Origin of the sequence: Caballeronia terrestris (genome assembly GCF_001544515.1) — a bacterium.
In the GTDB taxonomy this organism is placed as follows: Bacteria; Pseudomonadota; Gammaproteobacteria; order Burkholderiales; family Burkholderiaceae; genus Caballeronia; species Caballeronia terrestris.
Window position 1 is genome coordinate 195,965 of the sequence record NZ_FCOL02000007.1, and the last position, 26,223, is coordinate 222,187.

The following is a 26,223-nucleotide window of genomic DNA, read 5'->3' on the forward strand; positions in this document are numbered from 1 at the left end:
GTTTTCGCCACAGGAGATCGAACAAATGAAGATTAAAAAAGCCGCGCTGGTGCTCGCCGCTCTGGGTTTTCTCGCAACGAGCGCATACGCTCAGGATGCAGGCACGCTCAAGAAGATCAAGGACACGGGAGTGATTTCGCTGGGTCACCGCGAGTCGTCCATTCCGTTCTCGTACTACGACGACAAGCAGAACGTCGTCGGCTATTCGCATGAGTTCGCGCTGAAGGTGGTGGAAGCCGTCAAGCAGAAGCTCAACATGCCGAGCCTGAAGGTGAAGCTCACGCCGATCACGTCGCAAAACCGCATTCCGCTCGTGCAGAACGGCACGGTCGACATCGAGTGCGGGTCGACCACGAACAACGCCGAGCGTCAGCAGCAGGTCTCGTTCTCCAACACGATCTTCGTGATCGGCACGCGCCTCATGACCAAGAAGGATTCGGGCGTAAAGACCTGGGACGACCTGAAGGGCAAGACCGTCGTGACGACCGCGGGCACCACGTCCGAGCGCCTGCTTCGCAAGATGAACCAGGACAAGAGCATGGGCATGAACATCATCAGCGCGAAGGATCACGGCGAGTCGTTCCTGACGCTGTCGACCGGCCGCGCCGTTGCGTTCATGATGGACGACGCACTGCTCGCGGGCGAGCGCGCGAAGTCGAACAATCCGGGCGATTTCGTGATCGTCGGCGACCCGCAGTCGCATGAAGCGTACGGCTGCATGATTCGCAAGAACGATCCGGAGTTCAAGAAGGTCGTCGACGACGCAATTGCGAAGGTCGAAACCTCGGGCGAAGGCGCAGCGATCTACAAGAAGTGGTTCGAAAGCCCGATTCCGCCGAAGGGTTTGAACCTGAACTTCCCGGAAAGCGATGACATCAAGGCCCTCTTCAAGAGCCCGAATGACAAGGCAATCGACTAACCTGTCCGGGTATTGATAAACGAAACGGAAGGAGCGTCCCGCTTCTTCCGTTTTCTTTTGGAGTTGAGTCCATGTCTTATCACTGGAACTGGGGCGTTTTGCTGAGTCCGGTTTCGACCGGCGAGCCCACTACCTATCTCGGCTGGCTGATTTCAGGCTTCTGGGTGACCGTCACCGTGTCGCTCGCCGCGTGGGTGATCGCGCTCGTGGTCGGCTCGCTGTTCGGCATCTTGCGCACGGTCCCGAATCGCTTTCTCGCAGGCATCGGCACGGTCTACGTGGCGATCTTCCGCAATATTCCGCTGATCGTGCAGTTCTTCATCTGGTATCTCGTGATACCGGAACTTTTGCCGCCATCGATCGGAAACTGGTTCAAGCAATTGCCGCCGGGCGCGCAGTTCTTCTCGTCGTCGATCATCTGTCTCGGGCTCTTTACCGGCGCGCGCGTCTGCGAGCAGGTGCGCTCGGGCATCAACGCGTTGCCGCGCGGCCAGCGTGCAGCGGGCCTCGCAATGGGCCTCACGCAATGGCAGACGTACCGCTACGTGCTGATGCCGGTCGCGTACCGGATCATCGTGCCGCCGCTCACGTCGGAGTTTTTGAACGTGTTCAAGAACTCGGCAGTCGCATCGACGATCGGCTTGCTCGACTTGTCGGCGCAGGCGCGCCAGCTCGTCGACTACACCGCGCAGACGTATGAGTCGTTCATCGCCGTGACGGTCGCCTACATGCTGATCAACCTGATCGTCATGCTGCTGATGCGCTGGGTCGAAGCGAAGACCCGGCTGCCCGGCTACATCGGAGGCAAGTGATGCATCATTTCAATTGGAGCGGCGTCATCGGCGCGCTGCCGACTCTCTGGACCGGCGCGATCATCACGCTGCAGATCACGGTGCTGGCGATTGTCGTCGGTATCGTCTGGGGCACGGTGATCGCGCTGATGCGACTGTCGGGCATCAAGCCGCTCGTGTGGTTCGCGAACATCTACGTCACGCTGTTCCGCTCGATCCCGCTCGTCATGGTGCTGCTGTGGTTCTTCCTGATCGTGCCGCAGTTGCTGCAGAATGTGCTCGGGTTGTCGGCGGATATCGACATTCGCCTCGCCTCCGCGATGGTCGCGTTCTCGCTTTTCGAGGCCGCGTACTATTCGGAAATCATCCGCGCCGGCATTCAGTCGGTCTCACGCGGACAGGTGAACGCGGCGTTCGCGCTCGGCATGACGTACTCGCAGTCGATGAAGCTCGTCGTGCTGCCGCAGGCGTTTCGCGCGATGGTGCCGCTGTTGCTCACGCAGGCCATCGTGCTGTTTCAGGATACGTCGCTCGTCTACGTGATCAGCCTCGCGGACTTCTTCCGCACGGCGACGAACGTCGGCGACCGTGACGGTACGACCGTCGAAATGGTCCTGTTCGCCGGCGCGTGTTATTTCGTGATTTGCGTGGCGGCCTCGGCCCTCGTCAAAAGTCTTCAGAAAAAGGTCGCAAGATGATCTCCTTGAAAAATGTTTCCAAGTGGTACGGTCCGTTCCAGGTGCTGACCGACTGCACGACCGAAGTGAAAAAGGGTGAAGTGGTGGTGGTCTGCGGCCCGTCGGGTTCGGGCAAGTCGACGCTCATCAAGACCGTGAACGGCCTCGAACCGTTCCAGAAGGGCGAGATCACGATCAACGGGCAGTCCGTCGGTGACAAGAAGACCAACTTGTCGAAGCTGCGCGCGAAGGTCGGCATGGTGTTCCAGCACTTCGAACTGTTTCCGCACTTGTCGATCGTGCAGAACCTGACGCTCGCGCAGATCAAGGTACTCGGCCGTTCGAACGACGAAGCCACCGCGAAGGGCCTGAAGCTGCTCGATCGCGTCGGCCTGCGCGCTCACGCCGACAAATATCCGGGCCAGTTGTCGGGCGGGCAGCAGCAGCGCGTGGCGATCGCGCGGGCGTTGTCGATGGACCCGATCGCGATGCTGTTCGACGAGCCTACTTCGGCGCTCGACCCGGAGATGATCAACGAAGTGCTCGACGTAATGGTCGAACTCGCGCAGGAAGGCATGACGATGATGTGCGTCACGCACGAAATGGGTTTTGCCAAGAAGGTCGCGCATCGCGTGGTCTTCATGGACAAGGGCTTGATCGTGGAAGACGACAAGAAGGAAGAGTTCTTCGCTAATCCGAAGTCGGATCGCGCAAAGGATTTTCTGGCGAAGATTCTGCACTGAGCTTCAGTTTTGACTCTGCAATGAAAAACACGGCCTCTCTTTTTACGAGAGGCCGCGTTTTTGTGTAAAGCCGCGCGGATTACTTCGTATTGTCCTGAACCGTTGCGTCCGGCGCGTTCTTCTTCACCGATGCGATGCCGTTCTCCATCGCCGACGTGCTGCTATATCCCTCGCTCACGCCGATCACTTCGTGATTGCCGGCTTTGAGCGTGAACATCGGCTCGCCCTTCGCGTTTTCCTTGCGGTCGTAGCGCTCGTCGAGCGGCGCGTTCTTGCGCACCGATTCGATCCCGTGTTCCGCCGACGCCCGCGTCACATACAACTCGCTTTGCAGGATCGGCTCCCCGTTGCCCGCGCGCAAGTTGAAGTAGAACTGGCCGTTCTTCGCTTTATCGATGACGAATTTTCCTGACATGGCCCTTCCTTTTTGAGGTGAGTGAAGCCTGAGTCTAGGGTGTCACCGCGCACTGCGGCTTCGAGGTGACAATTGTTAACGATGAACTATTCAATGCCCAGCGCCGTTTCCACCGCCGCCGTCGAATCGATCTTCAGCGCCGATTCCACGCACACCTTGCACAGCGGTTCGGCGGCCTTTTTCGCGACGTCCTCCGGCACGGGAATGTTCACCGTTCGCTGCAGCGCGCCTTTCTGGAACATCGCGAGATCGCCGGGAGCGAAGCGCGTCCAGATTTCGTTGTCGGTGAGCGGCGACGTCGCAATCACCGCGACGCGGTCTTCCGGCGTCGTGTACTTGGCGAAATCGATCGACATGTCCGCGTCGATCAGATGCGCCGTCGAGAACGGCCAACTGCGTACGAGATAGTACAAATGTGTCGAACAATGCGAGAACAGCGCTTGCCCGTTCGACATCAGGAAATTGAACACGCCGTATTGCGTGATGTCGCGCGTGAGCGTGGCGAGCGCGTCGAAGAGTTCGTCGAGCGGCGGCTGCGAGCCGGGAAACGCTTCGCGCAGGCCCTGCAGCAGCGCGCAGAACGCGAGTTCGCTGTCCGTCGTGCCGACCGGCTGATAGACGCCGGTGAATTCAGGATCATGGCCTTTCAGGTCGCCGTTGTGCGCGAAAATCCAGTGCCGGCCCCAAAGTTCGCGCAGAAACGGATGGCAGTTTTCGAGCAGGATGTGCCCCTGCGTCGCCTTGCGAATGTGCGCGATCGTGTTCTTTGACTTGATCGGATAGCGCTTCACCATCTCGGCAAGCGGCGAACTGGCCGACGACTGATGGTCGATGAACAGCCGGCACGCTTTGTCTTCGAAGAAGGCGATGCCCCAGCCGTCGGCGTGGTGATCGGTGACGCCGCCGCGCGCCGCGAAGCCGGTGAACGAGAACGTCACGTCCGTCGGTTCCGCGCAGTTCATTCCGAGAAGTTGGCACATGTTGCTGAGGCTGGCAGGCTTGGGTGTGAGGGCAATTGTTACAATGGTGTCTCACAAGCATAGCACCGAGCCAATCGCCAAAAAATCGATCATCCGGCGCGTGCGGGCATCGTTGTTGAATTTCCACGGCGGTTTTTGCCGCTTTTTGCTCCGATCGCCATCCGCTGCCGGATTTTTGATTTGTCCCTCCGTCCTCCGACCGTTCTCGCCATGTCAGCTCATTCGTCCGCCGCTTCAGAATCGACGCAGTCTCCCGCCACGCTCACCATCGCGCGCCCCGACGACTGGCACTTGCACGTGCGCGACGGCGCCATGCTCGCCGCTGTCCTGCCGCACACCGCGCGCCAGTTCGGCCGCGCGATCATCATGCCGAACCTGCGCCCACCCGTCACGACGACCGCGATGGCCGCCGCGTATCGCGAGCGCATCCTGGCCGCGCTGCCGAAAGAGGGCGCGGGCGCGACGTTCGAGCCGCTGATGACGCTCTATCTCACCGACAACACGCCGCCCGACGAAATCCGCCGCGCACGCGCGAGCGGTTTCGTGCACGGCGTGAAGCTGTATCCGGCGGGCGCGACGACCAACTCTGACGCCGGCGTCACCGATCTCCTGAAATGCGCGGCGACGCTCGAAGCGATGCAGGAAACTGGCATGCCGCTGCTCGTGCACGGCGAAGTGACCGATCCGTCGATCGATTTGTTCGATCGCGAGAAGGTGTTCATCGACCGGGTGATGACGCCGCTGCGACGCGATTTTCCGGCGCTGAAGGTGGTTTTCGAGCACATCACGACGAAGGACGCCGCCGAATACGTGCGCGAGACGAGCGGCCCGATCGGCGCGACGATCACCGCGCACCATCTGCTCTACAACCGCAACGCGATTTTTCTCGGCGGGATTCGGCCGCACTACTATTGCCTGCCGGTGTTGAAGCGCGAGACGCATCGCGTGGCGCTGGTCGAGGCGGCGACCTCGGGCAATCCGCGCTTTTTCCTCGGTACGGATAGCGCGCCGCATCCGAAGGGTTTGAAGGAGCACGCGTGCGGCTGCGCGGGCTGCTACACGGCGCTTCACGCGCTCGAGCTCTACACCGAAGCCTTCGACAAAGCCGGCGCGCTCGACAAGCTCGAAGGATTCGCGAGCTTCTTCGGCCCCGATTTCTACAGTTTGCCGCGCAGCAAGGAAACGGTGACGCTGCGGCGCGAATCGTGGACGCTGCCCGCCGAATTCCTGGCAGGTGACGCGGAAGTCGTGCCGTTGCGGGGCGGTGAAACGATTGGCTGGCAGCAGGTTTAAGTGCATTTTCGTGCGCTGAGCGTATGACCCTGCCGTTCGAGCGTATCGATTGGACGCAGCCGTGGCTCGCGCCGCTCGCCGAACGCGGCGTGCGCTGGCAGTCGGCGGCGATCGACGGCTACTTGGTCTATCTCGAAGCGCTGAACGCAGACGCCCGTTCGACGGACATCACCACTGGCCGCGGCAAACCGTTGTCGTTCATCGCCCAGGACGAGTTGCCGGCGGGAGCGTTCTATGAGGCGCACATCGCCGCTACCGGTGGCGTGCCGACGCGCCACAATCTCCACGATTTCTTCAACGCGTCGATCTGGTTCCAGTTTCCGCGCATCAAGGCGGCGCTGAATGCGCGGCAGGCGGCGCAAATCGATGCGCTCGGCATCGGCCCGACGCGCGGCGGCCTGCGTGACGCGCTCACCCTTTTCGATGAAAACGCCGTGCTGTTCGCCTGCGCCGATCCGGCGCTGTCGGACGCATTGCGCGGTTTCGACTGGCGCACGCTCTTCGTGACGCGGCGCGCGGATTGGGGCGTGCTCTGCGAAGCACGAATCTTCGGCCACGCGCTCCTGGAAAAGCTCGTCGCGCCGTACAAGGCGTGCACGGGGCACGCATGGATCGTCGCCGTCCCGCCCGATTACTTCTCCCTCGACGACCCAAAACGCCGTGCATTACTCGACGAACGCATAGCGAACACGCTGCTGAGCCAATCCCCAACGAGTCGCGATTTCGCTCCGTTGCCGGTGCTCGGCGTACCGGGCTGGTATCCGCCGAACGAATCGCCCGCTTTCTACGACGACACGAGCGTTTTCCGCCCCGGCCGCCGCCATCGCGGGTGACGGTGTTAAAATTCGTCTCGCAAAGCAGGCCAGGCAGTCGCGGCTTTTCCGGTCTCGGCTGGAAAGGGCGAGGAAAGTCCGGACTCCACAGGGCAGGGTGATGGCTAACGGCCATCCGTGGCAACACGCGGAACAGGGCAACAGAAAGCAAACCGCCGATGGCCCGATGCAAATCGGGATCAGGTAAGGGTGAAACGGTGCGGTAAGAGCGCACCGCGGCTGTCGCGAGACAGACCGGCACGGTAACCTCCACCCGGAGCAATTCCAAATAGGCAGGCGCGCATCGTCACGATGCAGGACGGGGCCCCCGTCTCGTCTGCGGGTAGGAAGCTTGAGCGCGTCAGCAATGGCGCGCCTAGAGGAATGACTGCCACGCGCATCGCGTCTTCGGATGCGGTGCGTGCACAGAATCCGGCTTATCGGCCTGCTTTGTCGTCATTCAAAAGTCAAAAAGCCGGCGTCAGTGATGACGCCGGCTTTTTGCATTCTATTCTGCTGAATCGCGCGTTCAGGTCGGCACGATATCGAACGAATGGGTCAATTCGGCGGTTTTCGCGATCATGATCGACGCCGAGCAGTATTTATCGTGCGACAGATTGATCGCGCGCTCGACCGTCGACGGATTCAGGTTCTTGCCCGTCACCGTGAAGTGGAAGTGGATCTTCGTGAACACCTTGGGGTCTTCGCTGGCGCGTTCGGCCTTGAGTGTCACCGAGCAGCCCGCGACGTCCTGGCGGCTTTTTTTCAGGATCATCACGACGTCGTAGGCCGTGCAGCCGCCGGTGCCGAGCAGCACCATTTCCATCGGACGCGGCGCGAGGTTGCGGCCGCCGCCGTCGGGGGCGCCGTCCATCGTGACGAGGTGGCCGCTTCCGGTTTCAGCGGCGAACGCCATGCCATCCTGTCCCATCCAGCTAACTTTGCATTCCATGCTCAGGCTCCAGCGCGCTTGCTACGTTGTTTTACAAGCGAATATTGTAGCCGTTTGCCGTTTCACACGATGGCTACGCTCCGCGCAACTCCGGGTTGACGGACACTAAATAACGAAAGAGCGCAGGGGCCACATGGGCCGTAGTGAAACCGAAGAGAACCTCTAGACCGATAACGAACGCCGGGTCCGCTCGCATATTCTTTGCAAGTCATTGTTTTTAAATAAAATAAAACACAAAGCCGCAGTCTCACAATATGATATATATTCTCATAATGCGAATTTTCTTGATCCGCAGAAAACGAGTGCCTATACTCGGATTATTGGTTGTCGCAGTTCGACGAATCTACCGCGTCTCCTCCACCTCCTCCTGGTGGATTCAGCCCGAGCCTCAGGTGCTCGGGCTTTTTTTCGTCCCATCAACGTCCGTTGCGTCACAGATCGCGCAACTTTTGACGCGGCATCCAAAATCCCCTTATAATTCAAAGTTCTCTTCGCACAATGCCCGCGAAGGGGAATCAGGGAGAGCCTGCACGCGCCTCGATGCGCAACTTACATACAAGCGGGACAGCAAGGGCACAGTTAATTTTTTGGATCGATCATGAAGACGTTTTCCGCAAAAGCCCATGAGGTGACGCGTGAATGGTACGTGATTGACGCGACGGATAAGGTTCTCGGCCGTGTCGCCAGCGAAGTGGCACGCCGTCTTCGCGGCAAGCACAAACCCGAGTTCACCCCGCACGTCGACACTGGTGATTTCATCATCATCATCAACGCCGGCAAGCTGAAGGTCACGGGCAACAAGGCAACCGACAAGAAGTACTATCGTCACTCGGGCTATCCGGGCGGCATCTACGAAACGACGTTTGGCAAGATGCAAGAGCGTTTCCCGGGCCGCGCGCTCGAGAAGGCGGTCAAAGGCATGCTGCCGAAGGGTCCGCTCGGCTACGCGATGATCAAGAAGCTGAAGGTCTACGCCGACGCAACGCATCCGCATACGGCTCAACAGCCTAAAGCGCTCGAGATCTAAGGGGAGCCCACATGATCGGTAACTGGAACTACGGTACGGGCCGCCGCAAGAGCGCCGTCGCTCGTGTCTTCATCAAGGCAGGCAAAGGCGACATCATCGTCAACGGCAAGCCCATCGCCGACTACTTCTCGCGCGAAACGTCGCTGATGATCGTGCGCCAGCCGCTCGAACTGACGAGCCACGCCACTACGTTCGACATCAAGGTCAACGTGACCGGCGGCGGTGAAACGGGTCAAGCCGGCGCGGTTCGCCACGGCATCACGCGCGCGCTGATGGACTACGACGCAACGCTCAAGCCGACGCTGTCGAGCGCTGGCTTCGTGACGCGTGACGCACGTGAAGTGGAACGTAAGAAGGTCGGTTTCCACAAGGCACGCCGCAGGAAGCAATTCTCGAAGCGTTAAGCCGTATCGCGCTTTTCGTCCTCTGGGCGAATCGCTGCGAAAAGCCGCTGGCGTCATGCGCCGGCGGCTTTTTATTTTTGCGACACGGATTCGTCCGCAGACGCCATCGGTATCGATATAGCCCATTGATTTCATGGGCTTCCAGCACGATATTGAGATCGGCCCTACAATGACGGACAGAAGCTTTTTTGGAGAGTTCGAATGAACGCTGTCACCGACACCCCCACGACCGAAATGCCGTTGCCGTTCGTCTTCACCGACGCGGCCGCCGACAAGGTCAAGCAACTGATCGACGAAGAAGGCAATCCGGACCTGAAGCTGCGCGTGTTCGTGCAGGGCGGCGGGTGTTCGGGTTTCCAGTACGGCTTCACGTTCGACGAAGCCGTCAATGAAGACGACACCGTGATGGACAAGGCCGGCGTCCAGTTGCTGATCGACTCGATGAGCTATCAGTATCTGGTCGGCGCGGAGATCGACTATAAGGACGACCTCAACGGCGCGCAGTTCGTGATCAAGAACCCGAATGCGTCGACGACTTGCGGTTGCGGATCGTCGTTCTCGGTGTGATTCTTTAGCACCGAATGCAATATCAAAAAGCGGAGGCTGCGGGCTCCGCTTTTTATTCGACGTTCAATGCGGATAAATAGCGCCCAAAACCCGCTCGCCCGCCGCGCCCGTCACCGCCGCGATGTTGCCCGGTTCGCGCGCGACGCAGCGCATCGCGAGCCACGCGAACGCCAGTGCCTCGACCTGCTGCGGCGGAACGCCGAGCGCTTCGGTCGTCATCACGGGGACGCCCGACACGCCGCTGTCCTCCAGCACCTGCTGGATCGCGCTCATCAGCACCGGATTACGCGCGCCGCCGCCGCAGACGTACACCGCGCGCACATCGGACGCATGCCGTTCGATCTCGCGCGCGACGCTCACCGCCGTCAGTGCGACGAGCGTCGCCTGCACGTCGGGGGGCGGGACGTTGGCGAATGCTGCGAGCTTCGCGTCAAGCCACGCCGGATTGAAAAGGTCGCGGCCGGTGCTTTTCGGCGGCGCCTGCTCAAAAAACGGCTCGTCAAGGAGCGCGTTCAATAGTGGTCGATGCACCTGTCCCTGCGCCGCTAACTGCCCGCCCTCGTCGTAAGGACGCTTCAAATGCCGGTGCGCCCACTCGTCCAGCAGCGCGTTCGCCGGGCCGCAATCGAAACCGCGCACTGCGCCGTTCGCCGACAACACCGTGATATTGCTGATTCCGCCCAGATTGCAGACGACGCGCGTCTCGCCCGGCGCGCCGAACACGGTCGCGTGGAACGCCGGCACGAGCGGCGCGCCCTGGCCGCCGGCGGCGACGTCGCGGCTGCGGAAATCGGAGATCACGTCGATGTTCGTCATTTCCGCGAGCAGCGCCGGGTTGTTGATCTGGGTCGTGTACCCCTTTTCCGGCCGATGCCGCACCGTCTGTCCGTGCACGCCGATCGCGCGCACCTTCGTGGCCGAGCAATTGCTCATGCTCTGCAACTCGTGGCAGCAGACGGCGTAGCGCGTCGCGAGCGCGTTCGCCGCGAGCGCCGCGCGCTCGATTTCGTTCTCGCCGGGCGTCTGCAAGGCGAAGAGTGCGTCGCGCATGCCCTGCGAAAAGCTCACGTGCGCCTCGCCGATCACGACGGGCGGCTTGCCGGTCGCGAACTGGACCGCGACGCCGTCGACGCCGTCCATGCTCGTGCCCGACATCAAACCGAAGTACACGCCGTCCGCCTTGCCGGTTTCGATTGCCTCGGTTTTTCGTCCCACGCTCGTCTCCTGTCGATGCCAATTTCGCCGATAAAGCGCGATTATCCGCGCATCGGGTGAAATCGGTAAGTCGCTTCAGAATTGGCGCGCGCGGTCGAAAGCGGGGCGAAGCGGGGCGTCATCGCGTAAAATCCTGTGCCTGAACAAGGGATTGCAGCGCATCGCGCGCCTTTCGCCGCGTGCCTGCCCCAGCCGTTTCCCCTAGCGTTTTCGCCGGCCCGTCGACTTTCGCGACGCCGCCAGTTGCGCCGGCCATCGAATCACTTTCAATCCAGAAGCCGCAAGCATGACCACTGAATCCAACGCTCCCGCCGCGCCTGCTTTCCCCATCACCGACGAAGTGCGCGCCGCGCTCGCGATCGCCAAGCGCGGCGCCGACGAACTGCTGATCGAAGACGAATTCGCGCAGAAACTCGCGCGGAGCGCCGCGACGAAGAAACCGCTGCGCATCAAGCTCGGCCTCGATCCGACCGCGCCGGACATTCACATCGGCCACACGGTCGTGCTGAACAAGATGCGGCAATTGCAGGACCTCGGCCATCACGTGATTTTCCTGATCGGCGATTTCACGTCGCTGATCGGCGATCCGTCGGGCCGCAACGCGACGCGTCCGCCGCTTACGCGCGAGCAGATCGAATCGAACGCGAAGACGTATTTCGAGCAGGCGTCGCTCGTGCTCGACCGCGAGAAGACCGAGATCCGCTACAACAGCGAGTGGTGCATGCCGCTCGGCGCCGACGGCATGATCAAACTCGCGTCGCGTTACACGGTCGCGCGCATTCTCGAACGCGAGGATTTCACGAAGCGCTTTCAGGGCGGCGTGCCGATCTCGATCCACGAGTTCCTGTACCCGCTGATGCAGGGCTACGACTCGGTCGCGCTGAATTCCGACCTCGAACTGGGCGGCACTGACCAGAAGTTCAACCTGCTCGTCGGGCGCGAACTGCAGAAGCAGTACGGGCAGGAACAACAGTGCATTCTCACGATGCCGCTGCTCGAAGGACTCGACGGCATCGAGAAGATGTCGAAGTCGAAGAACAATTACATCGGCATCAGCGAAAAGCCGACCGATATGTTCGGCAAGCTGATGAGCATCTCCGACACGCTGATGTGGCGCTATTTCGAACTGCTGTCGTTCCGCAGCATCGAGGAAATCGCGCAGTTCAAGAAGGAAGCCGGCGAAGGGCGCAATCCGCGCGATTTCAAGGTGTTGCTCGGGCAGGAAATCGTTGCGCGGTTCCATTCGGCGGCCGATGCCGAACGCGCGCTCGAAGATTTCAACCATCGCGCGAAGGGCGGCGTTCCGGACGATATCCCGAGCGTGACGCTTTCCGGCGCGCCGCTTGCGATCGGGCAGTTGCTGAAGCAGGCGGGGCTCGTGCCGTCGACGAGCGAGGCGCTCCGCAACATCGACCAGAACGGCGTGAAGATCGACGGCGAGGTTATTTCCGATCGCGGTCTGAAAGTCGAAGCAGGCGAATTCGTCGTGCAGGTCGGCAAGCGCCGCTTCGCGCGCGTCACGCTGACGGCTTAAGGTGATCGCCCTTATCCAGCGGGTACGGCGCGCGGAAGTGCGCGTCGCGGATCGCGTGACCGGCGCGATCGACGCGGGCCTGCTCGCGTTCGTCTGCGCCGAACGCAATGACACCGAAGCCGCCGCCGACAAGCTCCTCGCGAAGATGCTCGCGTACCGCGTGTTCAGCGACGCCGCCGGCAAGATGAACCTGCCGGTGCAGAACATCGACGGGAGCGGGCGCGCGGGCGGCGTTCTGCTCGTCTCGCAATTCACGCTCGCCGCCGATACGTCGAGCGGCCTGCGCCCGAGCTTCACGCCCGCCGCGCCACCGGACGAGGGCAAACGTCTCTTCGACTACTTCGTCGCAGAGGCGCGGGCGAAGCATCCGATTGTCGAGACCGGCGAATTCGGCGCCGACATGCAGGTGTCGCTCGTCAACGACGGGCCGGTCACCTTCTGGCTGCAAGTCCAACCGTGATCGTGGCGACGCGCGCGATCTACTCACGCATTCAAGACAACGCGCAAATGACCACGCAAATTCTCTTCATCCGCCACGGCGAAACCGACTGGAACCGCATCAAGCGCATTCAGGGCCACATCGATATTCCGCTCAACGCGACGGGTCTCACGCAGGCCGCGCAACTGGCGGCGCATTTCGAGCGCGAAGCGGAGGCGGGCGGGCGGCTCGACGCGGTCTATTCGAGCGATTTGCAGCGCGCGCAACAGACGGCGCGGCCTTTCGCTGATGCCCTCGGCCTTCCGCTGCAACTGAGCGAAGGCTTGCGCGAGCGTTGGTACGGCGCATTCCAGGGCCACGACAGCGACGAAATCAACAACAAGTTTCCCGAGGAATACGTCGAATGGCAGACGCGCGATCCGGGCTTCGCGCCGCCGGGCGGCGAGTCGCAGCGCGTGTTCTATCATCGCGTGCTTCATGCGGTCGAGCCGATCGTGGCGGCGCATCCGGGCGGGCGCATCGCGCTGGTGGCGCACGGCGGCGTGCTCGATTGCATCTACCGGTTCGCGATGCAGATTCCGCTAAAGGACCCGCGCAAGTGGCCGCTGCTCAATGGCAGCGTGAATGTCGTGGAGTTTGAGAACGGCGCGGCGAAGGTCGTCGCTTGGGGAGATATTGCGCATTTGTCGGCGGGTAGCAGCGACGACGAACTGCGCAAAACCGCCTGATTTAGCGCCCGTTCGCGTCCCACAGATCGCGGATCGGGCCCGCGTCAGGTGCGGCCAAGCCGAAGTGGCGATACGTCAGCAACGTGGCGACACGCCCGCGCGGCGTGCGCTGCAAATAACCCTGCTGGATCAGATACGGCTCGAGCACGTCTTCGATCGTGTCGCGCTCTTCACCAATCGCCGCCGCCAGGTTGTCCACGCCGACCGGACCACCGTCGAACTTGTGCAGGATCGCTTCGAGCAGCTTGCGGTCCATCAAATCGAAGCCGACCGGATCGACGTCGAGCATTTTCAGCGCGGCATCTGCGACGGCGGCCGTGATATTGCCGTCGGCCTTAACCTCGGCGAAATCGCGTACGCGGCGCAGCAACCGGTTCGCGATCCGCGGTGTGCCGCGCGCCCGCTTCGCAATCTCCAGCGCGCCTTCCGGCACAATCTCCGCCTTCAATAGCGACGCCGACCGCGTCACGATCCGCGCCAATTCGCTCGCGTTATAAAACTCCAGTCGTGACACGATCCCGAAGCGATCACGCAGCGGATTCGTCAGCATGCCCGCGCGCGTCGTGGCGCCGACGAGCGTGAACGGTTGCAGATCGAGCTTGACGCTACGCGCGGCCGGCCCCTCGCCGATCATGATGTCGATCTGATAATCCTCCAGCGCCGGGTACAAAATTTCCTCGACGACCGGTGAAAGCCGGTGAATCTCGTCGATGAACAGCACGTCGTTGGCTTCGAGATTCGTGAGGAGCGCGGCGAGATCGCCCGCGCGCTCTAAAACCGGACCCGAGGTCTGCCGCAGATTCACGCCCATTTCGCGCGCGATGATGTGCGCGAGCGTCGTCTTGCCGAGCCCCGGCGGGCCGAACAGCAGGACGTGGTCGAGCGCTTCGGAGCGACGCTTCGCCGCCTCGATGAAGATTTCGAGCTGGCCGCGCACCTTCTCCTGGCCGACGTATTCGTCCAATTGACGCGGGCGCAGTGCGCGCTCGAACACTTCTTCGTTCGGTGAGACGGGCGTGGCCGAAATGATGCGTTCGGCGGCGAGTTTGTCGGTTTCGATCATGTTTTCGATTGTACAGGCGTAATTGCGCGGTTTTCGCCACGCGGCGGCTAGCTTTCGTCGGGCGTGTGCGCGCCGTCCCCATTGCCCGCGACGACCACCAGCACTTCCGCCTGCACCGCGCCGAGCGAGCGGATGCGGTGCGGCAGGGCGGCGTTGAAATGCATGGCGTCGCCGGTCTTCAGGGCGATCGTCTTCCCGCCGACTTCCACTTCGATCGCGCCGCGATGCACGAACAGGAACTCGTCACCCGCATGCTCCTTGAACGTCGATGCCGCGAAATCGGCGGGCGGGCGCAGCACGAACGGCAGCAGCGCGCGTTCGTCCGGGCCGCCTCCGATCATCTGCACGCGTGGCTCGCCGCCCTCGGCGTCGCCCGTCAGCGCGATGCGTTCGGTCTTGCGCACGATCGTCACCGGTTCGCGCGCGGCGCGGCCTGCGAACAGGCTCTCGACGTCCACCCGCAACGCCTCCGCAAGCTTGAGCGCGACCGAAATCGACGGCGTGCTCAAGCCGCGCTCCACCTTCGACAGATAGCTCTTCGTCAGGCCGGTGAGCTGGCCGAGCGTGTCGAGCGTCATGCCGCTTTGCTTGCGCAACATCTTCAATCGGACGCTCATAGGACTTCCCGATGGAATCGCATAGAAATCATTTATTGGTAATGACACAACGTGTCATGTAGTTTACTCTGTGTCCTATCGATCAAACGCGCGGTGAAGTGAAGCCGCAATTCTGGCACGGAGTCATAGATGGCAAATAGTCTTGAAGCAGCGAAATCCGAACTCGTCGAGCTCGCACATCGGCAGATGCAGCACGCAATCGCCGAGAACGCGTGGAGTGATCGGCAAAAACTCGCGCTGACGTGTCGCATCCTGTTCGACGGCGGCCACGATTCCGGCCTTGCCGGGCAGATCACGTGCCGCACCGGCACGCCCGGGCGCTACTACACGCAGCGGCTCGGACTCGGTTTCGACGAGATCAGTGAACGCAATCTGCTCGAAGTCGACGAGGACCTGAACGTGATCGAGGGCGCCGGCATGGCGAATCCCGCGAACCGCTTTCATACGTGGATCTACCGGCATCGCAGCGACGTCAACTGCATCGTTCACACGCATCCGGCGCACGTCGCCGCGCTGTCGATGCTGGAGACGCCGCTCGTCGTCTCGCACATGGACACCTGTCCGCTCTACGACGACTGCGCGTTCCTGCCGAAGTGGCCGGGCATTCCCGTCGGCAACGAGGAGGGCGAGATGATCACGCGCGCCCTCGGCGACAAGCGTGCGGTGCTGCTTGCACACCACGGGCACGTCGTCACCGGCCGGACGATCGAGGAGGCGTGCGTGCTCGCAATGCTCATCGAGCGCGCCGCGCGCCTGCAACTGCTCGCGATGAGCGCGGGCGACATCAAGCCGATGCCGCCGGAACTCGCGATCGAGGCGCGTAAGTGGATCACGACCGGCAAGCGCCACGCCGCCGCGTTCGCGTATTACGCGCGCCGGGCGCTCCGCACGCACGCGGACTGCCTCGCGTGAACCTTCTCACCACCACGAAGAACCCGACCATGACCGAAAGCCTTCCAAAATTCCACGGCATCATCGCGTACCCCGTGACGCCCTTCGCCGCCGACGGTTCCGTCGACGAAACCGCGCTGCGGCGCCTGATCGACCGCCTGATCGACGACGGCGCGCACGCGATCGCGCCGCTCGGCAGCACGGGCGAGAGCGCGTATCTGACGGAGGCCGAGTGGCAACGCGTCGCGGCGATTTCGATCGAGCAGGCGAACAGACGCGTGCCGGTGATCGTCGGCGTGTCCGATCTGACGACCGCGGGCGCCGTGCAGCGCGCGCGTTTCGCGACGCAGCGCGGCAGCGATGCCGTGATGTTGCTCCCGGTGTCGTACTGGAAACTGAGCGAGGCGGAGATTTTCGAGCACGTCAGCGCGGTCGCACGCGCGACCGACGCGCCGATCATGCTCTACAACAATCCCGCGACGAGCGGCGTGGACATGTCGCCGGAATTCATCGTGCGCGTGGTGAACGCGATCGACAACGTCACCATGGTGAAGGAAAGCACCGGCGACATCCAGCGCATGCATCGCATCGCGCAGCTTTCGGAACACCGCATCCGGTTCTACAACGGCTGCAATCCGCTGGCGCTGGAGGCGTTCGCCGCGGGCGCGACGGGCTGGTGCACGGCCGCCGCAAACCTGATTCCCGCGCAGGTGCTGGAGCTCTACCGGGCGGCGCAAGCCGGCGATTTCGATACGGCGCGGCGCGTGTTTTACCAGCAGTTGCCGGTGCTGCAATTCATCTTGAGGGGCGGCCTGCCGACGACGGTCAAGGCGGGACTCTCTTTACGCGGCTTCGACGCAGGCGCACCGCGCCTGCCTCTCGTGGCGGCATCCATGGAGTCGCGCGTCGAACTGGCGCGGCTCCTCGACCACGCGCTGGCCCGCTGAACACGGCCTCGCACATTTCAGGACTCAGTGAGTCCATCGATAAAAAAGGAACGATCATGAAATCGAAAGCAGTCTTCTATCATGCGGGATGCCCGGTCTGCGTGTCCGCTGAACAGCAATTCGTCACGGCACTCGACCCGAACCAGTTCGACGTCGAAGTCGTGCATCTCGGTACTCAACCGGATCGCCTCGGCGACGCGAAGCGCGCCGGCGTGGTGTCCGTGCCTGCGCTGGTGCTCGACGGCGCGCCGTTTCACATCAACTTCGGCGCGAAACTGAGCGATCTCGACGCCTAAAAGCTACAACGCCCGCGCGAACGAAGGTCCGCGCGGGCGCCGGCACGTTTCGCTCGAAACGTGCTCTAGCTTTTCGACAACGCCTTCAACGCCAGCTTGATCCCCTCGGAAACCCCCGTCCCCGCCGGCACGTTCTTGACCGCCGCGAGCGCTTCCTTCTCCGAATAACCGAGGGCGAGCAGCGCGTTCAGAATGTCACTTGCGTGATCCGAGACAGCTACCGCGCCCGCCACGGCGCCGAGATCCGCGCCGAGTTTCCCCTTCAGTTCGAGCAAGAGCCGCTCGGCCGTCTTCTTGCCGATGCCCGGCGTGCGCGTGAGGCGCGCGGCGTCCTGCATCGTCACGGCCTGCGCGAGTTCCTGCACGCTCATGCCGGACAGCACCGCGAGCGCCATCCGCGCGCCGATCCCGCTGATCTTGAGCAGTTCGCGAAACGTCGTGCGTTCCTGCGGCGTGCCGAAGCCGTAGAGCAGATGCGCGTCCTCGCGCACGATCAGTTGCGTGAGCAGCACGACCTTCTCGCCGTTATGCGGCAGGTTGTAGAACGTGCTCATCGGCACGGCGATTTCGTACCCGACGCCGCCGCAGTCGACGAGCAGATGCGGCGGATTTTTTTCCAGCAGAACGCCGGCGATGCGACCGATCATGGTGAGCTTTGAAAGAGTGGATTAACCGCGATTTAACCGACTTAACCGATGAGGCGCCCGCGCCGCACGCGCAGGCCTTTCTTCGCGAGCGACGGCGCGATGCCGCCGAGCGTCGCCAGCGCGCCGCCGCCGTGCGCATGGCAGATCGCCATGCCGAGGGCGTCGGCGGCGTCGGTGCTGGGCACGCCCGTGAGGTTGAGCAGGCGCACGACCATCTGCTGCATTTGTTCCTTGGTGGCGCGCCCGTAGCCGACGACCGCCTGCTTCAACTGCAACGCCGTGTATTCGGCGACCGGCACGCCGCTCGCTACGAGCCCGCAGATCGCGGCGCCGCGCGCCTGGCCGAGAAGCAGCGTCGATTGCGGATTCACGTTGACGAACACCTTTTCGATCGCCGACTGATCGGGCGCGTGCTGCGCGACCAGCGTCGAGATGCCTTCGAAGATCGTGTTCAGGCGCGACGGCAGGTCGGCATCGGCGGTCTTGATGACGCCGCTCGTCACGTAGGTCAGCGTGTGGCCGGTCTTGTCGATGACGCCGAAACCGGTGACGCGCAGGCCCGGGTCTATGCCGAGGATTCGCATGGGATCGGAGAAGTGGCCTCGGTGGGAAATGGACAGGCCCTATTGTCGGCGCCGCGCGCGATTGCGGCAACGCCGGCGCGCGCGAGGACGGCCGGCGTGCGGGACACTCAGTGCCGGAAGTGGCGCGTGCCGGTGAGGATCATCGCGACATTGTGCTCGTCCGCGGCGGCGACGACTTCGTCGTCGCGCATCGAGCCGCCCGGCTGGATCACGCAGGTCGCGCCCGCGTTCACGACGACGTCGAGGCCGTCGCGAAACGGGAAGAACGCATCCGATGCCACCGCCGAGCCCGTCAGCGTGAGCCCCGCGTTCTGTGCCTTGATGCTCGCGATGCGCGCGGAATCGACGCGGCTCATTTGCCCCGCGCCGACGCCGAGCGTCATGCCGCCGCCGCAGAACACGATTGCATTCGACTTCACGAACTTCGCCACGCGCCACGCGAACATCAGGTCGTCCATTTCCTTGGGCGTCGGATGGCGCTTCGTCACGACGCGCAGTTCATGCGGCTGCACGTTCTTCGAGTCGAGCGACTGCACGAGCAGCCCGCCGCCGACGCGTTTCAGGTCGAACGCGTTGTGCCCATCGCCGAGTGCAATTTGCAGCAAGCGCACGTTCTGCTTCGCGGTGAACACCTGCTTCGCGGCCTCGCTGAACGACGGCGCGATCAGCACTTCGACGAACTGCTTCGCGACCGCCTGCGCCGCCGCTTCGTCGACTTCACGATTGAACGCGATGATTCCGCCGAACGCCGACGTCGGGTCGGTCTGGAAAGCCTTCGAATAAGCGTCGTGCGGATTCGCGCCGATCGCCACGCCGCACGGATTCGCGTGCTTGATGATGACGCAGGCGGGCGTATCGAAGGTTTTAACGCATTCCCACGCGGCGTCGGAGTCGGCGATGTTGTTGTACGACAGTTCCTTGCCCTGCAATTGCTTGTAGTTCGCGAGGGCGCCGGCGGGCGTGCTCAGGTCCCGGTAGAACGCCGCGCTTTGATGCGGATTCTCGCCGTAGCGCAGGTCCTGCACCTTCTCGAACGCAAGGTTGAACGTCGACGGATACGTGTTGCGGTCGGCGTGGCGCAGTTCGTCGGTAAGGCTCGTCAGGTAGTTCGTGATCGCGCCGTCGTACTGCGCGGTGTGCGCGAAGACCTTCGTCGCGAGCTTGAAATTCGTCGCATAGCCGACCGCGTTGCCGTTCGCGCGCATTTCGTCGAGGACGGTCTTGTAATCCGCCGGGTCGACGACGACCGTCACGTCGCGATGATTCTTCGCCGCCGAGCGCAGCATCGTCGGACCGCCGATGTCGATGTTCTCGATCGCGTCTTCCAGCGAGCACTCTTCCTTCGCCACCGTCTGCACGAACGGATACAGGTTCACGACGAGCAGGTCGATCGTCGGAATGTCGTACGCCTCCAGCGCGGCCATGTGTTCCGGCAGGTCGCGGCGCGCGAGGATGCCGCCGTGCACTTTCGGATGCAGCGTCTTCACGCGGCCATCGAGCATTTCCGGGAAGCCGGTGTAATCGGCGACTTCGGTGACGGGCAGACCCGAGTCGGCGAGCAGTTTCGCCGTGCCGCCGGTCGACAGGAGCTTGACGCCGAGGTCCGACAGCGATTTCGCAAAATCGACGATGCCGGACTTGTCGGAAACGGAAATGAGCGCTTGCTTGATCATGATGAAGGCTGAAACCGAAGTAGGGATGCGGAACGGGCCTTGAGCCGTGGCCCTGCGGATCAAATCAGTCCGTGCTGTTGCAGCTTCTTGCGCAGCGTATTGCGGTTGATGCCGAGATATTCAGCCGCGAGCGACTGGTTGCCGCCCGCCTGCTCGAGGACCACCTCGAGCAACGGTTTTTCGACGCACGAAATCACCATGTCGTAGACGTCGTGCGGGTTGGAGCCGTCCAGGTCCTGAAAATAGTTGTCCAGGCTCTGGCGGACGCATTGTTCGATGTTATGTCTGCTCATGCGGCAATTCGGTCTGTGGTGTTCTGCCCGTCGCACGATTCTTCATCCCCGGCTTCTTCCGGCCCGAGCGCTTCGTCGACGTAGACGAGACGGTCGGACAACGCTTTTTGAGCGTCGAAGAATTCGTTGACGGCGAGCAATTGTTCTCGTGTGGTATCCAGCGTGTTCATGCGATGCCTGAACGCATTGGCGCCAGAAAGGCCGCGAGTGTACCAGCCGATGTGCTTGCGCGCAGTGCGTACGCCCGTGAATTCCCCGTAGAAGGCGTAGTGGTCTTCGAGGTGCTCGTTCATCACCTGCTGGATCTCGTCGATGCGCGGCGGCAGCATGCGCTCGCCGGTCAAAAGGAAGTGCTCGATCTCGCGAAAGAGCCACGGCCGGCCCTGCGCCGCGCGGCCGATCATGATGGCGTCGGCGCCGGTGGCGGCGAGCACATCGCGCGCTTTTTCCGGCGTGGCGATGTCGCCGTTCGCGACCACGGGAATTTTCACCGACGCCTTCACCGCCGCGATGGTTTCGTATTCCGCGTCGCCTTTGTAGAGGTCGGCGCGGGTGCGGCCGTGGACGGTGAGCATCGCGATGCCCGCGTTCTCGGCGATCCGCGCGATGTTCAGCGCGTTCTTGTTCTCGCGATTCCAGCCGGTGCGGATTTTCAGCGTGACGGGCACGGCATCCGGCCCGACGCCGACTGCCTGCACCACCGCCTCGACGATCCGCGCGACGAGCGCCTCGTTCTGCAGCAGCGCGGAACCCGCCGCGACGTTGCAGACCTTTTTCGCGGGACAACCCATGTTGATGTCGATGATCTGCGCGCCATTCGCGACGTTGTGACGCGCGGCTTCGGCCAGCATCTGCGGATCGGCGCCGGCGATCTGCACGGAGATCGGCTCGACTTCACCGGCGTGATTCGCGCGGCGCATCGTCTTCTCGCTCTTCCAGAGCTGCGCGTTCGACGCGACCATCTCCGACACCGCGTATCCGGCGCCCATGCGCTTGCACAACTGCCGGAACGGGCGGTCGGTGACGCCCGCCATCGGCGCGACGAAAAGATTGTTGCGAAGAACGTGTGAACCGATGCTGGGCATGAAGGCGGGCGGCGTCCGCATGACACGGCGGACACAATAATGCGTTAGGAAAACAGCTATTTTAGCCCGAACGCGTTGCTGAATTTAAGTGCAATCGCGTGCAAGTCTTTAAATCTTCTATGAAAGTCGGGGAGGGAGCGGAGGATAAGTCGGGCTGGCTGGCATGGGCGGTGCACACCGGCGACGGCTTCGAGCGTCGTTGATCGCGCCTGCCGGTGCCTGCGGAGGCATTTCAGCAGTTGGCCTCCGCTCAGTATTGTTGGTCAGCGCCGCTGCCCGAACATCATCTGCCGGGCGAGCGCCGTCTTCACTGGCGGCAGGAATTCCAGCGCCGTCAGCGCCAGCCCGCGCAGCGCGGCGAGCGGCGGGAAATCGACGGTGAAGACGCGCGCGAGCGTATCAGTGGCGCCGATCGTCAGGCGCCGGTCGAGCGCGCGGCGCTGAGCAAAGTGCGCGAGCGCGAGCGGCGTCGCGCCGTCGATGGAGAGTGTGTCGCAGAGTGCGTGGGCGTCGCGCAGGCCGAGGTTCAGGCCCTGGCCCGCGACCGGATGCAGCGTCTGCGCCGCGTTGCCGATGGCGACCGTGCGCCGGTCGACGAGCGCGTGCAGCGCGTTCAGCCCGAGCGGAAACGTGGCGCGGCCCTTGATCTGCGTGAAGCGGCCCATGCGCTCGCCGAACGCGGCGCCGAGTTCGGCGAGGAACGCGTCGTCGGGAAGCTCAGCGCGGCGCGCGGCTTCGTCCGGCGTGCAGCACCAGACGAGCGAATAATCGGCGTGACGCGCGCCGCCGCACGGCAGCAGCGCGATCGGGCCGTCGCGCGTGAAGCGCTCCCACGCGACGTTCGCCTGCGGCGCCGCAACGCTCACCGTCCCGACGATCGCCGTCTGCCCGTAATCGCGTGCGTGTTCGCGCGAATCCTCGTACAGGCCGCCTTCCGCATTCACCAGCACGCGCGCGCGGATCGTGCGCTCGCCGCTCGCGGACTGCACCGGCAGCGTGACGCCGTCGTGGTCCTGCATCGGCGGGAGGGCGTGCGTTTCGGTGAGCCAGTGAACGCCGCTCTCGCGCACGGCCTTCGCCAGCGCGCTCACGAGCGACCCGTAACGCGCGACGTAGCCGAGCGCGGGCAGTTCGTGCTCGTCGTGCTCGATCAGCGTGCGCCCGAAATGTCCGCGCTGCGAGACGTGGATGCGACGGATCGGCGTGGCGTCTGCGGGAAAGCCGAGCGGCTCCAGCATCACGCGGCTGCCGTGCGAGAGCGCAAGCGAACGCGGATCGGCCGATGCCGCCTCGGGCGTGCGCGCGTCGATCAAGGCGACTGCGAGCCGCGAAGTCGCGCTGCGCCGCGCGAGCCAGCCGGCGAGCGCGAGCCCGACCGGCCCCGCGCCGACGATCGCGATATCGAAGTCGAAGGGAATGGCTTCGGTCATGGTGGATTTACCTCGACGCGCGCATCAACGCTTCGATTTCGCTGGCATCGACGGGCACTTCGCGCGTGATCAGCTCGCAGCCGGTGGCCGTGACGATGGCGTCGTCCTCGATGCGGATGCCGGTGTTCCAGAAGCGCTCGGGGACGTCGTCGGCGGGGCGCACGTAGAGGCCCGGCTCGATCGTCAGCGCCATGCCCGGCTTGAGCGTGCGCCACGGACGCGCGCCCTGGTCGTCGAGCGGGCCTTCGTGGTCGCGGTAATCGCCCGCGTCGTGCACGTCCATGCCGATCCAGTGGCCCGTCCGATGCATGTAGAAACGCGAATAGGCGCGCTGGGCGATCACGTCGTCGGCGGTGGCGAATTTGTTCTTATCGACGATGCCGGTGTCCAGCAGCCCTTGCGACAGCACGCGCAACGCTGCCTGATGCGGTGCGTCGAAGCTGACGCCGGCGCGGGTCGCATCGACGGCCGCCGATTGTGCGGCCAGCACGATGTCGTACAACTCACGCTGCGCGGGCGTGAAGCGGCCGCTCGCGGGGAAGGTGCGGGTGATGTCGGAGGCGTAGCCGTCGAGCTCGCACGCGGCGTCGATCAGGATCAGGTCGTGTTCCTGGATGATCGCGTTGCCCGCGGGGTAGTGCAGCACGCAGGCGTTCGCGCCCGTCGCGACGATCGAGCCGTAGGCCGGCGCCTGCGCGCCGTGGCGGCGGAAGGTGTATAGCAGTTCGGCTTCGAGCTCGTATTCATGCAGGCCGGGACGGCACGCCTGCATCGCGCGGCGATGCGCAACGGCCGAAATCGATCCGGCGCGGCGCATGATCGCGATCTCGTGGGCGTCCTTGACCAAACGCATTTCGTCGAGGAGCGGCAGCAGGTTCTGCGCTTTCGACGGCGCTTCGATACCGCTGCGGCTTTGCGCGCGCACAGCGGACAGCCAGCCGCGCACCTTCGCGTCGAGTTCCGCCGACGTGCCGAGCGCATAGTGCAGCGCAGGCGAATCCGCGATGAAGCGCGGCATGTGTTCATCGATCGAATCGATGGCGAAGGCGGCGTCGAAACTGAACGCGTCGCGCGCGCCTTCCGGGCCGAAGCGGAAGCCTTCCCACGTCTCGCGCTCGGCGTTTTTCTCGCGGCAGAAGAGGATCGACGACGGTTCGCCTTCCTCGGCGCTCGCGTCGAGCACGAGCGTCGCTTCGGGTTCGGCGAAGCCCGTCAGGTAATAGAAGTAGCTGTCGTGGCGATACGGATAATCGGTGTCGCGGTTGCGCATGACTTCCGGCGCGGTCGGCACGATGGCGACGCCGCCGCCCGCAAGTTTGAGCGCCGCGAGCACGCGTTCGCGGCGGGCGCGGTAGACGTCGATGGCGGATTCGGTCTGTGAGTTCATCCACAGATTGTAGCGCCCGCGTATGAGTGGCGGGCGCCGCCGCGTCACTCTTCGCGAGGCGCGTCCTGGCTCGCCGGACGATTACGCACGCTGCCCGCGATCAGGTCGAAGCGGAACAGACGGCATTCGAGCGCGCCGTTGAAAAGCGGCGTTTTCGTCGATTCGCGCAAGCGCATGAGGCCCGGCAGCTTGCGGTCGGACGTGAGCACGTAGGCGCGCCAGCCGGGAAAGCGCTGCTTGAGCGCATTGCCGAACGAGATGAAGAACTCGGTATCGGCGGGATCGGGCTGCGCGCGGGTGAAGGCTTCGTCGTCCTCGTCGCGATCTCGGCGGCCGCGTCCCGTGTCGCGGATTTCGCCGCGCGGGCCGCGTCCGCGCACTTCGATCCGCTCGCCATACGGCGGGTTGGCCACGAGGATGCCGGGCGCATCGCTGGGCGGCGTCATGTTGCGAGCGTCGACCTGTTTCAGCGACAAATCCGGCAGGCCCGCGCGGTCGAGATTGGCGCGCGCCTTGTCGAGCATGTCACCGGAGATGTCGCTGCCGAAGATCTGCAGATCGGCGCGCGACGTGCGCGCGGCGCGCTTCGCATCGACGGCGGCGACTTTCAGCTTCTGCCACGCGTTGACGTCGTATTGCTTCAGCTTCTCGAAGCCGAACCGGCGCTCGACACCCGGCGCGATGTTCAGCGCCACTTGCGCGGCTTCGGCGAGGAACGTGCCGCTGCCGCACATCGGATCGTAGAGCGGCGTGCCGGGCGTCCAGCCGGTCAGGCGCAGGATGCCTGCCGCGAGATTTTCACGCAGGGGCGCCGCGCCCTTGTCGAGCCGCCAGCCGCGCTTGAAGAGCGGATCGCCGGAGGTGTCCAGATAGAGCGTGCATTCGTTGATCGTGAGGAACGCGAAGACGCGCACGTCGGGCTGCTGCGTATCGATGCTCGGACGCGAGCCGCTCAGTTCGCGCAGACGGTCGCAGACAGCGTCCTTCACGCGCAGCGTCGCGAATTCGAGGCTGCGCAGCGGCGATTTGATCGCGGTGATGTCGACGCGCATCGTCTGGTTCGGCGTGAACCACTGCTCCCATTGCTGCTGGTAGGCGAGTTCGTAGATGTCGTTTTCGCTGCGATACGGGCCGTGGGCGAACTTCAGGAGCACGCGGCTCGCGATGCGCGAATGCAGGTTCGCCGCCATGCCGGCCGCCCAGCCGCCTTTGAAATGCACGCCGCCGGGGACTTGCGCGCCGGCTTTGAAGGATGCGCCGCCGAGATGGCGCTGCCCGATTTCGGCAAGCTCGGCCGCGAGTGGCACTTCGAGGCCGCGCGGGCAGGGGACAAACCAGTCGAACAGGGCAGGGGGCATGGCGGGAGGTGCGTCGTTGATGTCTTGGGAGGTGACATTGTACGCGGGGGCGATTATCGAGGTCGTGGCCGGATGCAGAAACGCCGAGGCCCCGCAGACTCAATTGCGGGGCCTCGGCGTCAGTACGATGGCGCGAGAAGACGGTTAATCCACCGCCTTCATCATATCCTCCACCACCTTCTTCGCATCCCCGAAAACCATCATCGTCTTGTCCATATAGAACAATTCATTGTCGAGCCCGGCATACCCCGCCGCCATTGACCGCTTGTTCACGATGATCGTCCGCGCCTTATACGCTTCGAGAATCGGCATTCCCGCGATCGGCGATGTCGGATCGGTTTTCGCCGCCGGGTTCACCACGTCGTTGGCGCCGAGCACCAGCACCACGTCGGTCTGGCCGAACTCGCTGTTGATGTCCTCCATCTCGTGGACCAGCTCATACGGCACTTCCGCTTC

At 63.4% G+C, this 26,223-nt stretch carries 30 protein-coding genes and 1 other RNA gene; 16 read left to right on the top strand and 15 right to left on the bottom strand.

The features are described from left to right. Positions 1-25: 25 nt before the first annotated feature. The 4 genes from AWB67_RS09060 to AWB67_RS09075 all read left to right on the top strand — a co-directional run bounded on the left by AWB67_RS09060 (position 26) and on the right by AWB67_RS09075 (position 3,130). Positions 26-919, top strand: coding sequence for a glutamate/aspartate ABC transporter substrate-binding protein (locus AWB67_RS09060; RefSeq protein WP_087655897.1), 894 nt, complete (start codon positions 26-28; stop codon positions 917-919). Positions 920-990: 71 nt separating this feature from the next. After that, positions 991-1,731, top strand: coding sequence for an amino acid ABC transporter permease (locus AWB67_RS09065; protein WP_087655898.1), 741 nt, complete (start codon positions 991-993; stop codon positions 1,729-1,731). Further along, a complete protein-coding gene (gene gltK / locus AWB67_RS09070) occupies positions 1,731-2,408 on the top strand; it encodes a glutamate/aspartate ABC transporter permease GltK (protein WP_087655899.1) in 678 nt (225 codons plus the stop codon). Before AWB67_RS09065 ends, gltK begins: the two co-directional genes overlap by 1 nt. After that, entirely contained in the window at positions 2,405-3,130 is a 726-nt protein-coding gene (locus AWB67_RS09075; protein ID WP_087655900.1) for an amino acid ABC transporter ATP-binding protein, read from the top strand. The genes gltK and AWB67_RS09075 overlap by 4 nt, the downstream gene beginning before the upstream one ends. Before the next feature lie 79 nt (positions 3,131-3,209). Here the strand turns inward: AWB67_RS09075 and AWB67_RS09080 are convergent, their stop codons facing one another. Further along, complete coding sequence (locus AWB67_RS09080; RefSeq protein WP_087655901.1) at positions 3,210-3,545, bottom strand: YegP family protein; 336 nt, start codon at positions 3,543-3,545, stop codon at positions 3,210-3,212. 86 nt (positions 3,546-3,631) lie between these two features. Then, positions 3,632-4,525, bottom strand: a complete 894-nt coding sequence (locus AWB67_RS09085; RefSeq protein ID WP_087655902.1) for a class II glutamine amidotransferase — start codon at positions 4,523-4,525, stop codon at positions 3,632-3,634. 210 nt (positions 4,526-4,735) lie between these two features. Here AWB67_RS09085 and pyrC point away from each other — a divergent pair, with 210 nt between their 5' ends. The 3 genes from pyrC to rnpB all read left to right on the top strand — a co-directional run bounded on the left by pyrC (position 4,736) and on the right by rnpB (position 7,086). Next, positions 4,736-5,818: a dihydroorotase gene (pyrC, locus tag AWB67_RS09090; RefSeq protein WP_087655903.1), complete on the top strand. Its 1,083-nt coding sequence runs from the start codon at positions 4,736-4,738 to the stop codon at positions 5,816-5,818. Between the two features lie 23 nt (positions 5,819-5,841). Beyond that, positions 5,842-6,651: a DUF3025 domain-containing protein gene (locus AWB67_RS09095; RefSeq protein WP_087655904.1), complete on the top strand. Its 810-nt coding sequence runs from the start codon at positions 5,842-5,844 to the stop codon at positions 6,649-6,651. A 21-nt stretch (positions 6,652-6,672) separates the two neighbouring features. Next, positions 6,673-7,086: RNase P RNA component class A (rnpB, locus tag AWB67_RS09100), an RNA gene on the top strand. A gap of 73 nt (positions 7,087-7,159) precedes the next feature. Here the strand turns inward: rnpB and AWB67_RS09105 are convergent. After that, positions 7,160-7,582 (bottom strand): OsmC family protein, encoded by a 423-nt coding sequence (locus tag AWB67_RS09105; protein WP_087655905.1) that lies wholly within the window; start codon positions 7,580-7,582, stop codon positions 7,160-7,162. Between the two features lie 598 nt (positions 7,583-8,180). On the opposite strand from AWB67_RS09105, the gene rplM reads away from it, so the two are divergent. The 3 genes from rplM to erpA all read left to right on the top strand — a co-directional run bounded on the left by rplM (position 8,181) and on the right by erpA (position 9,580). Next, positions 8,181-8,609, top strand: coding sequence for a 50S ribosomal protein L13 (gene rplM / locus AWB67_RS09110; RefSeq protein ID WP_087643313.1), 429 nt, complete (start codon positions 8,181-8,183; stop codon positions 8,607-8,609). Between the two features lie 11 nt (positions 8,610-8,620). Then, the gene (gene rpsI, locus AWB67_RS09115) at positions 8,621-9,013 is read left to right on the top strand and encodes a 30S ribosomal protein S9 (RefSeq protein ID WP_087655906.1); all 393 of its coding nucleotides are present in this window, start codon (positions 8,621-8,623) and stop codon (positions 9,011-9,013) included. A gap of 201 nt (positions 9,014-9,214) precedes the next feature. Then, positions 9,215-9,580: an iron-sulfur cluster insertion protein ErpA gene (gene erpA, locus AWB67_RS09120; protein WP_087655907.1), complete on the top strand. Its 366-nt coding sequence runs from the start codon at positions 9,215-9,217 to the stop codon at positions 9,578-9,580. Between the two features lie 63 nt (positions 9,581-9,643). Here erpA and AWB67_RS09125 read toward each other — a convergent pair whose 3' ends face one another. Next, complete coding sequence (locus AWB67_RS09125) at positions 9,644-10,774, bottom strand: anhydro-N-acetylmuramic acid kinase (protein ID WP_087655936.1); 1,131 nt, start codon at positions 10,772-10,774, stop codon at positions 9,644-9,646. Positions 10,775-11,081: 307 nt separating this feature from the next. Between AWB67_RS09125 and tyrS the strand changes: the two genes are divergently transcribed. Genes tyrS through AWB67_RS09140 form a run of 3 tightly spaced genes read left to right on the top strand, consistent with a single transcriptional unit; the run spans position 11,082 to position 13,496 of the window. Then, on the top strand, positions 11,082-12,329 hold the full coding sequence (gene tyrS / locus AWB67_RS09130; RefSeq protein WP_087655908.1) for a tyrosine--tRNA ligase: 1,248 nt from the start codon (positions 11,082-11,084) through the stop codon (positions 12,327-12,329). Position 12,330: 1 nt separating this feature from the next. Then, positions 12,331-12,789, top strand: a complete 459-nt coding sequence (dtd, locus tag AWB67_RS09135) for a D-aminoacyl-tRNA deacylase (protein WP_087655909.1) — start codon at positions 12,331-12,333, stop codon at positions 12,787-12,789. Between the two features lie 47 nt (positions 12,790-12,836). Next, complete coding sequence (locus AWB67_RS09140; protein ID WP_087655937.1) at positions 12,837-13,496, top strand: histidine phosphatase family protein; 660 nt, start codon at positions 12,837-12,839, stop codon at positions 13,494-13,496. Position 13,497: 1 nt separating this feature from the next. Here AWB67_RS09140 and ruvB read toward each other — a convergent pair whose 3' ends face one another. Together ruvB and AWB67_RS09150 are read right to left on the bottom strand one after the other, a co-directional pair. After that, complete coding sequence (gene ruvB / locus AWB67_RS09145; RefSeq protein ID WP_087655910.1) at positions 13,498-14,559, bottom strand: Holliday junction branch migration DNA helicase RuvB; 1,062 nt, start codon at positions 14,557-14,559, stop codon at positions 13,498-13,500. A gap of 47 nt (positions 14,560-14,606) precedes the next feature. Further along, the gene (locus AWB67_RS09150) at positions 14,607-15,176 is read right to left on the bottom strand and encodes a helix-turn-helix domain-containing protein (RefSeq protein WP_087655911.1); all 570 of its coding nucleotides are present in this window, start codon (positions 15,174-15,176) and stop codon (positions 14,607-14,609) included. Between the two features lie 129 nt (positions 15,177-15,305). On the opposite strand from AWB67_RS09150, the gene AWB67_RS09155 reads away from it, so the two are divergent. The 3 genes from AWB67_RS09155 to AWB67_RS09165 are packed head-to-tail and all read left to right on the top strand — an operon-like array spanning position 15,306 to position 17,310. Further along, positions 15,306-16,088: an aldolase gene (locus tag AWB67_RS09155; RefSeq protein ID WP_087655912.1), complete on the top strand. Its 783-nt coding sequence runs from the start codon at positions 15,306-15,308 to the stop codon at positions 16,086-16,088. Between the two features lie 29 nt (positions 16,089-16,117). Further along, positions 16,118-17,014, top strand: coding sequence for a dihydrodipicolinate synthase family protein (locus tag AWB67_RS09160; RefSeq protein ID WP_087655938.1), 897 nt, complete (start codon positions 16,118-16,120; stop codon positions 17,012-17,014). A 56-nt stretch (positions 17,015-17,070) separates the two neighbouring features. Beyond that, positions 17,071-17,310: a thioredoxin family protein gene (locus AWB67_RS09165; RefSeq protein WP_087655913.1), complete on the top strand. Its 240-nt coding sequence runs from the start codon at positions 17,071-17,073 to the stop codon at positions 17,308-17,310. Between the two features lie 65 nt (positions 17,311-17,375). On the opposite strand, the gene ruvA is transcribed toward AWB67_RS09165, so the two are convergent. The 9 genes from ruvA to AWB67_RS09210 form a co-directional block, all read right to left on the bottom strand. Next, entirely contained in the window at positions 17,376-17,957 is a 582-nt protein-coding gene (ruvA, locus tag AWB67_RS09170; protein WP_087655914.1) for a Holliday junction branch migration protein RuvA, read from the bottom strand. Between the two features lie 41 nt (positions 17,958-17,998). Further along, positions 17,999-18,541: a crossover junction endodeoxyribonuclease RuvC gene (gene ruvC, locus AWB67_RS09175; RefSeq protein WP_087655915.1), complete on the bottom strand. Its 543-nt coding sequence runs from the start codon at positions 18,539-18,541 to the stop codon at positions 17,999-18,001. A 107-nt stretch (positions 18,542-18,648) separates the two neighbouring features. Then, the gene (purH, locus tag AWB67_RS09180) at positions 18,649-20,214 is read right to left on the bottom strand and encodes a bifunctional phosphoribosylaminoimidazolecarboxamide formyltransferase/IMP cyclohydrolase (protein WP_087655916.1); all 1,566 of its coding nucleotides are present in this window, start codon (positions 20,212-20,214) and stop codon (positions 18,649-18,651) included. 59 nt (positions 20,215-20,273) lie between these two features. Beyond that, complete coding sequence (locus tag AWB67_RS09185; protein WP_040052966.1) at positions 20,274-20,507, bottom strand: Fis family transcriptional regulator; 234 nt, start codon at positions 20,505-20,507, stop codon at positions 20,274-20,276. After that, the gene (gene dusB, locus AWB67_RS09190; RefSeq protein WP_087655939.1) at positions 20,504-21,592 is read right to left on the bottom strand and encodes a tRNA dihydrouridine synthase DusB; all 1,089 of its coding nucleotides are present in this window, start codon (positions 21,590-21,592) and stop codon (positions 20,504-20,506) included. The genes AWB67_RS09185 and dusB overlap by 4 nt, the downstream gene beginning before the upstream one ends. Before the next feature lie 263 nt (positions 21,593-21,855). After that, positions 21,856-23,022, bottom strand: a complete 1,167-nt coding sequence (locus AWB67_RS09195; protein WP_087655917.1) for a UbiH/UbiF/VisC/COQ6 family ubiquinone biosynthesis hydroxylase — start codon at positions 23,020-23,022, stop codon at positions 21,856-21,858. A gap of 7 nt (positions 23,023-23,029) precedes the next feature. After that, positions 23,030-24,409, bottom strand: coding sequence for an aminopeptidase P N-terminal domain-containing protein (locus AWB67_RS09200; protein ID WP_087655918.1), 1,380 nt, complete (start codon positions 24,407-24,409; stop codon positions 23,030-23,032). 44 nt (positions 24,410-24,453) lie between these two features. After that, positions 24,454-25,767: a THUMP domain-containing class I SAM-dependent RNA methyltransferase gene (locus AWB67_RS09205; protein ID WP_087655919.1), complete on the bottom strand. Its 1,314-nt coding sequence runs from the start codon at positions 25,765-25,767 to the stop codon at positions 24,454-24,456. 144 nt (positions 25,768-25,911) lie between these two features. After that, the coding region (locus AWB67_RS09210; protein WP_143328401.1) for an NAD(P)(+) transhydrogenase (Re/Si-specific) subunit beta at positions 25,912-26,223 on the bottom strand (312 nt) is incomplete at its 5' end.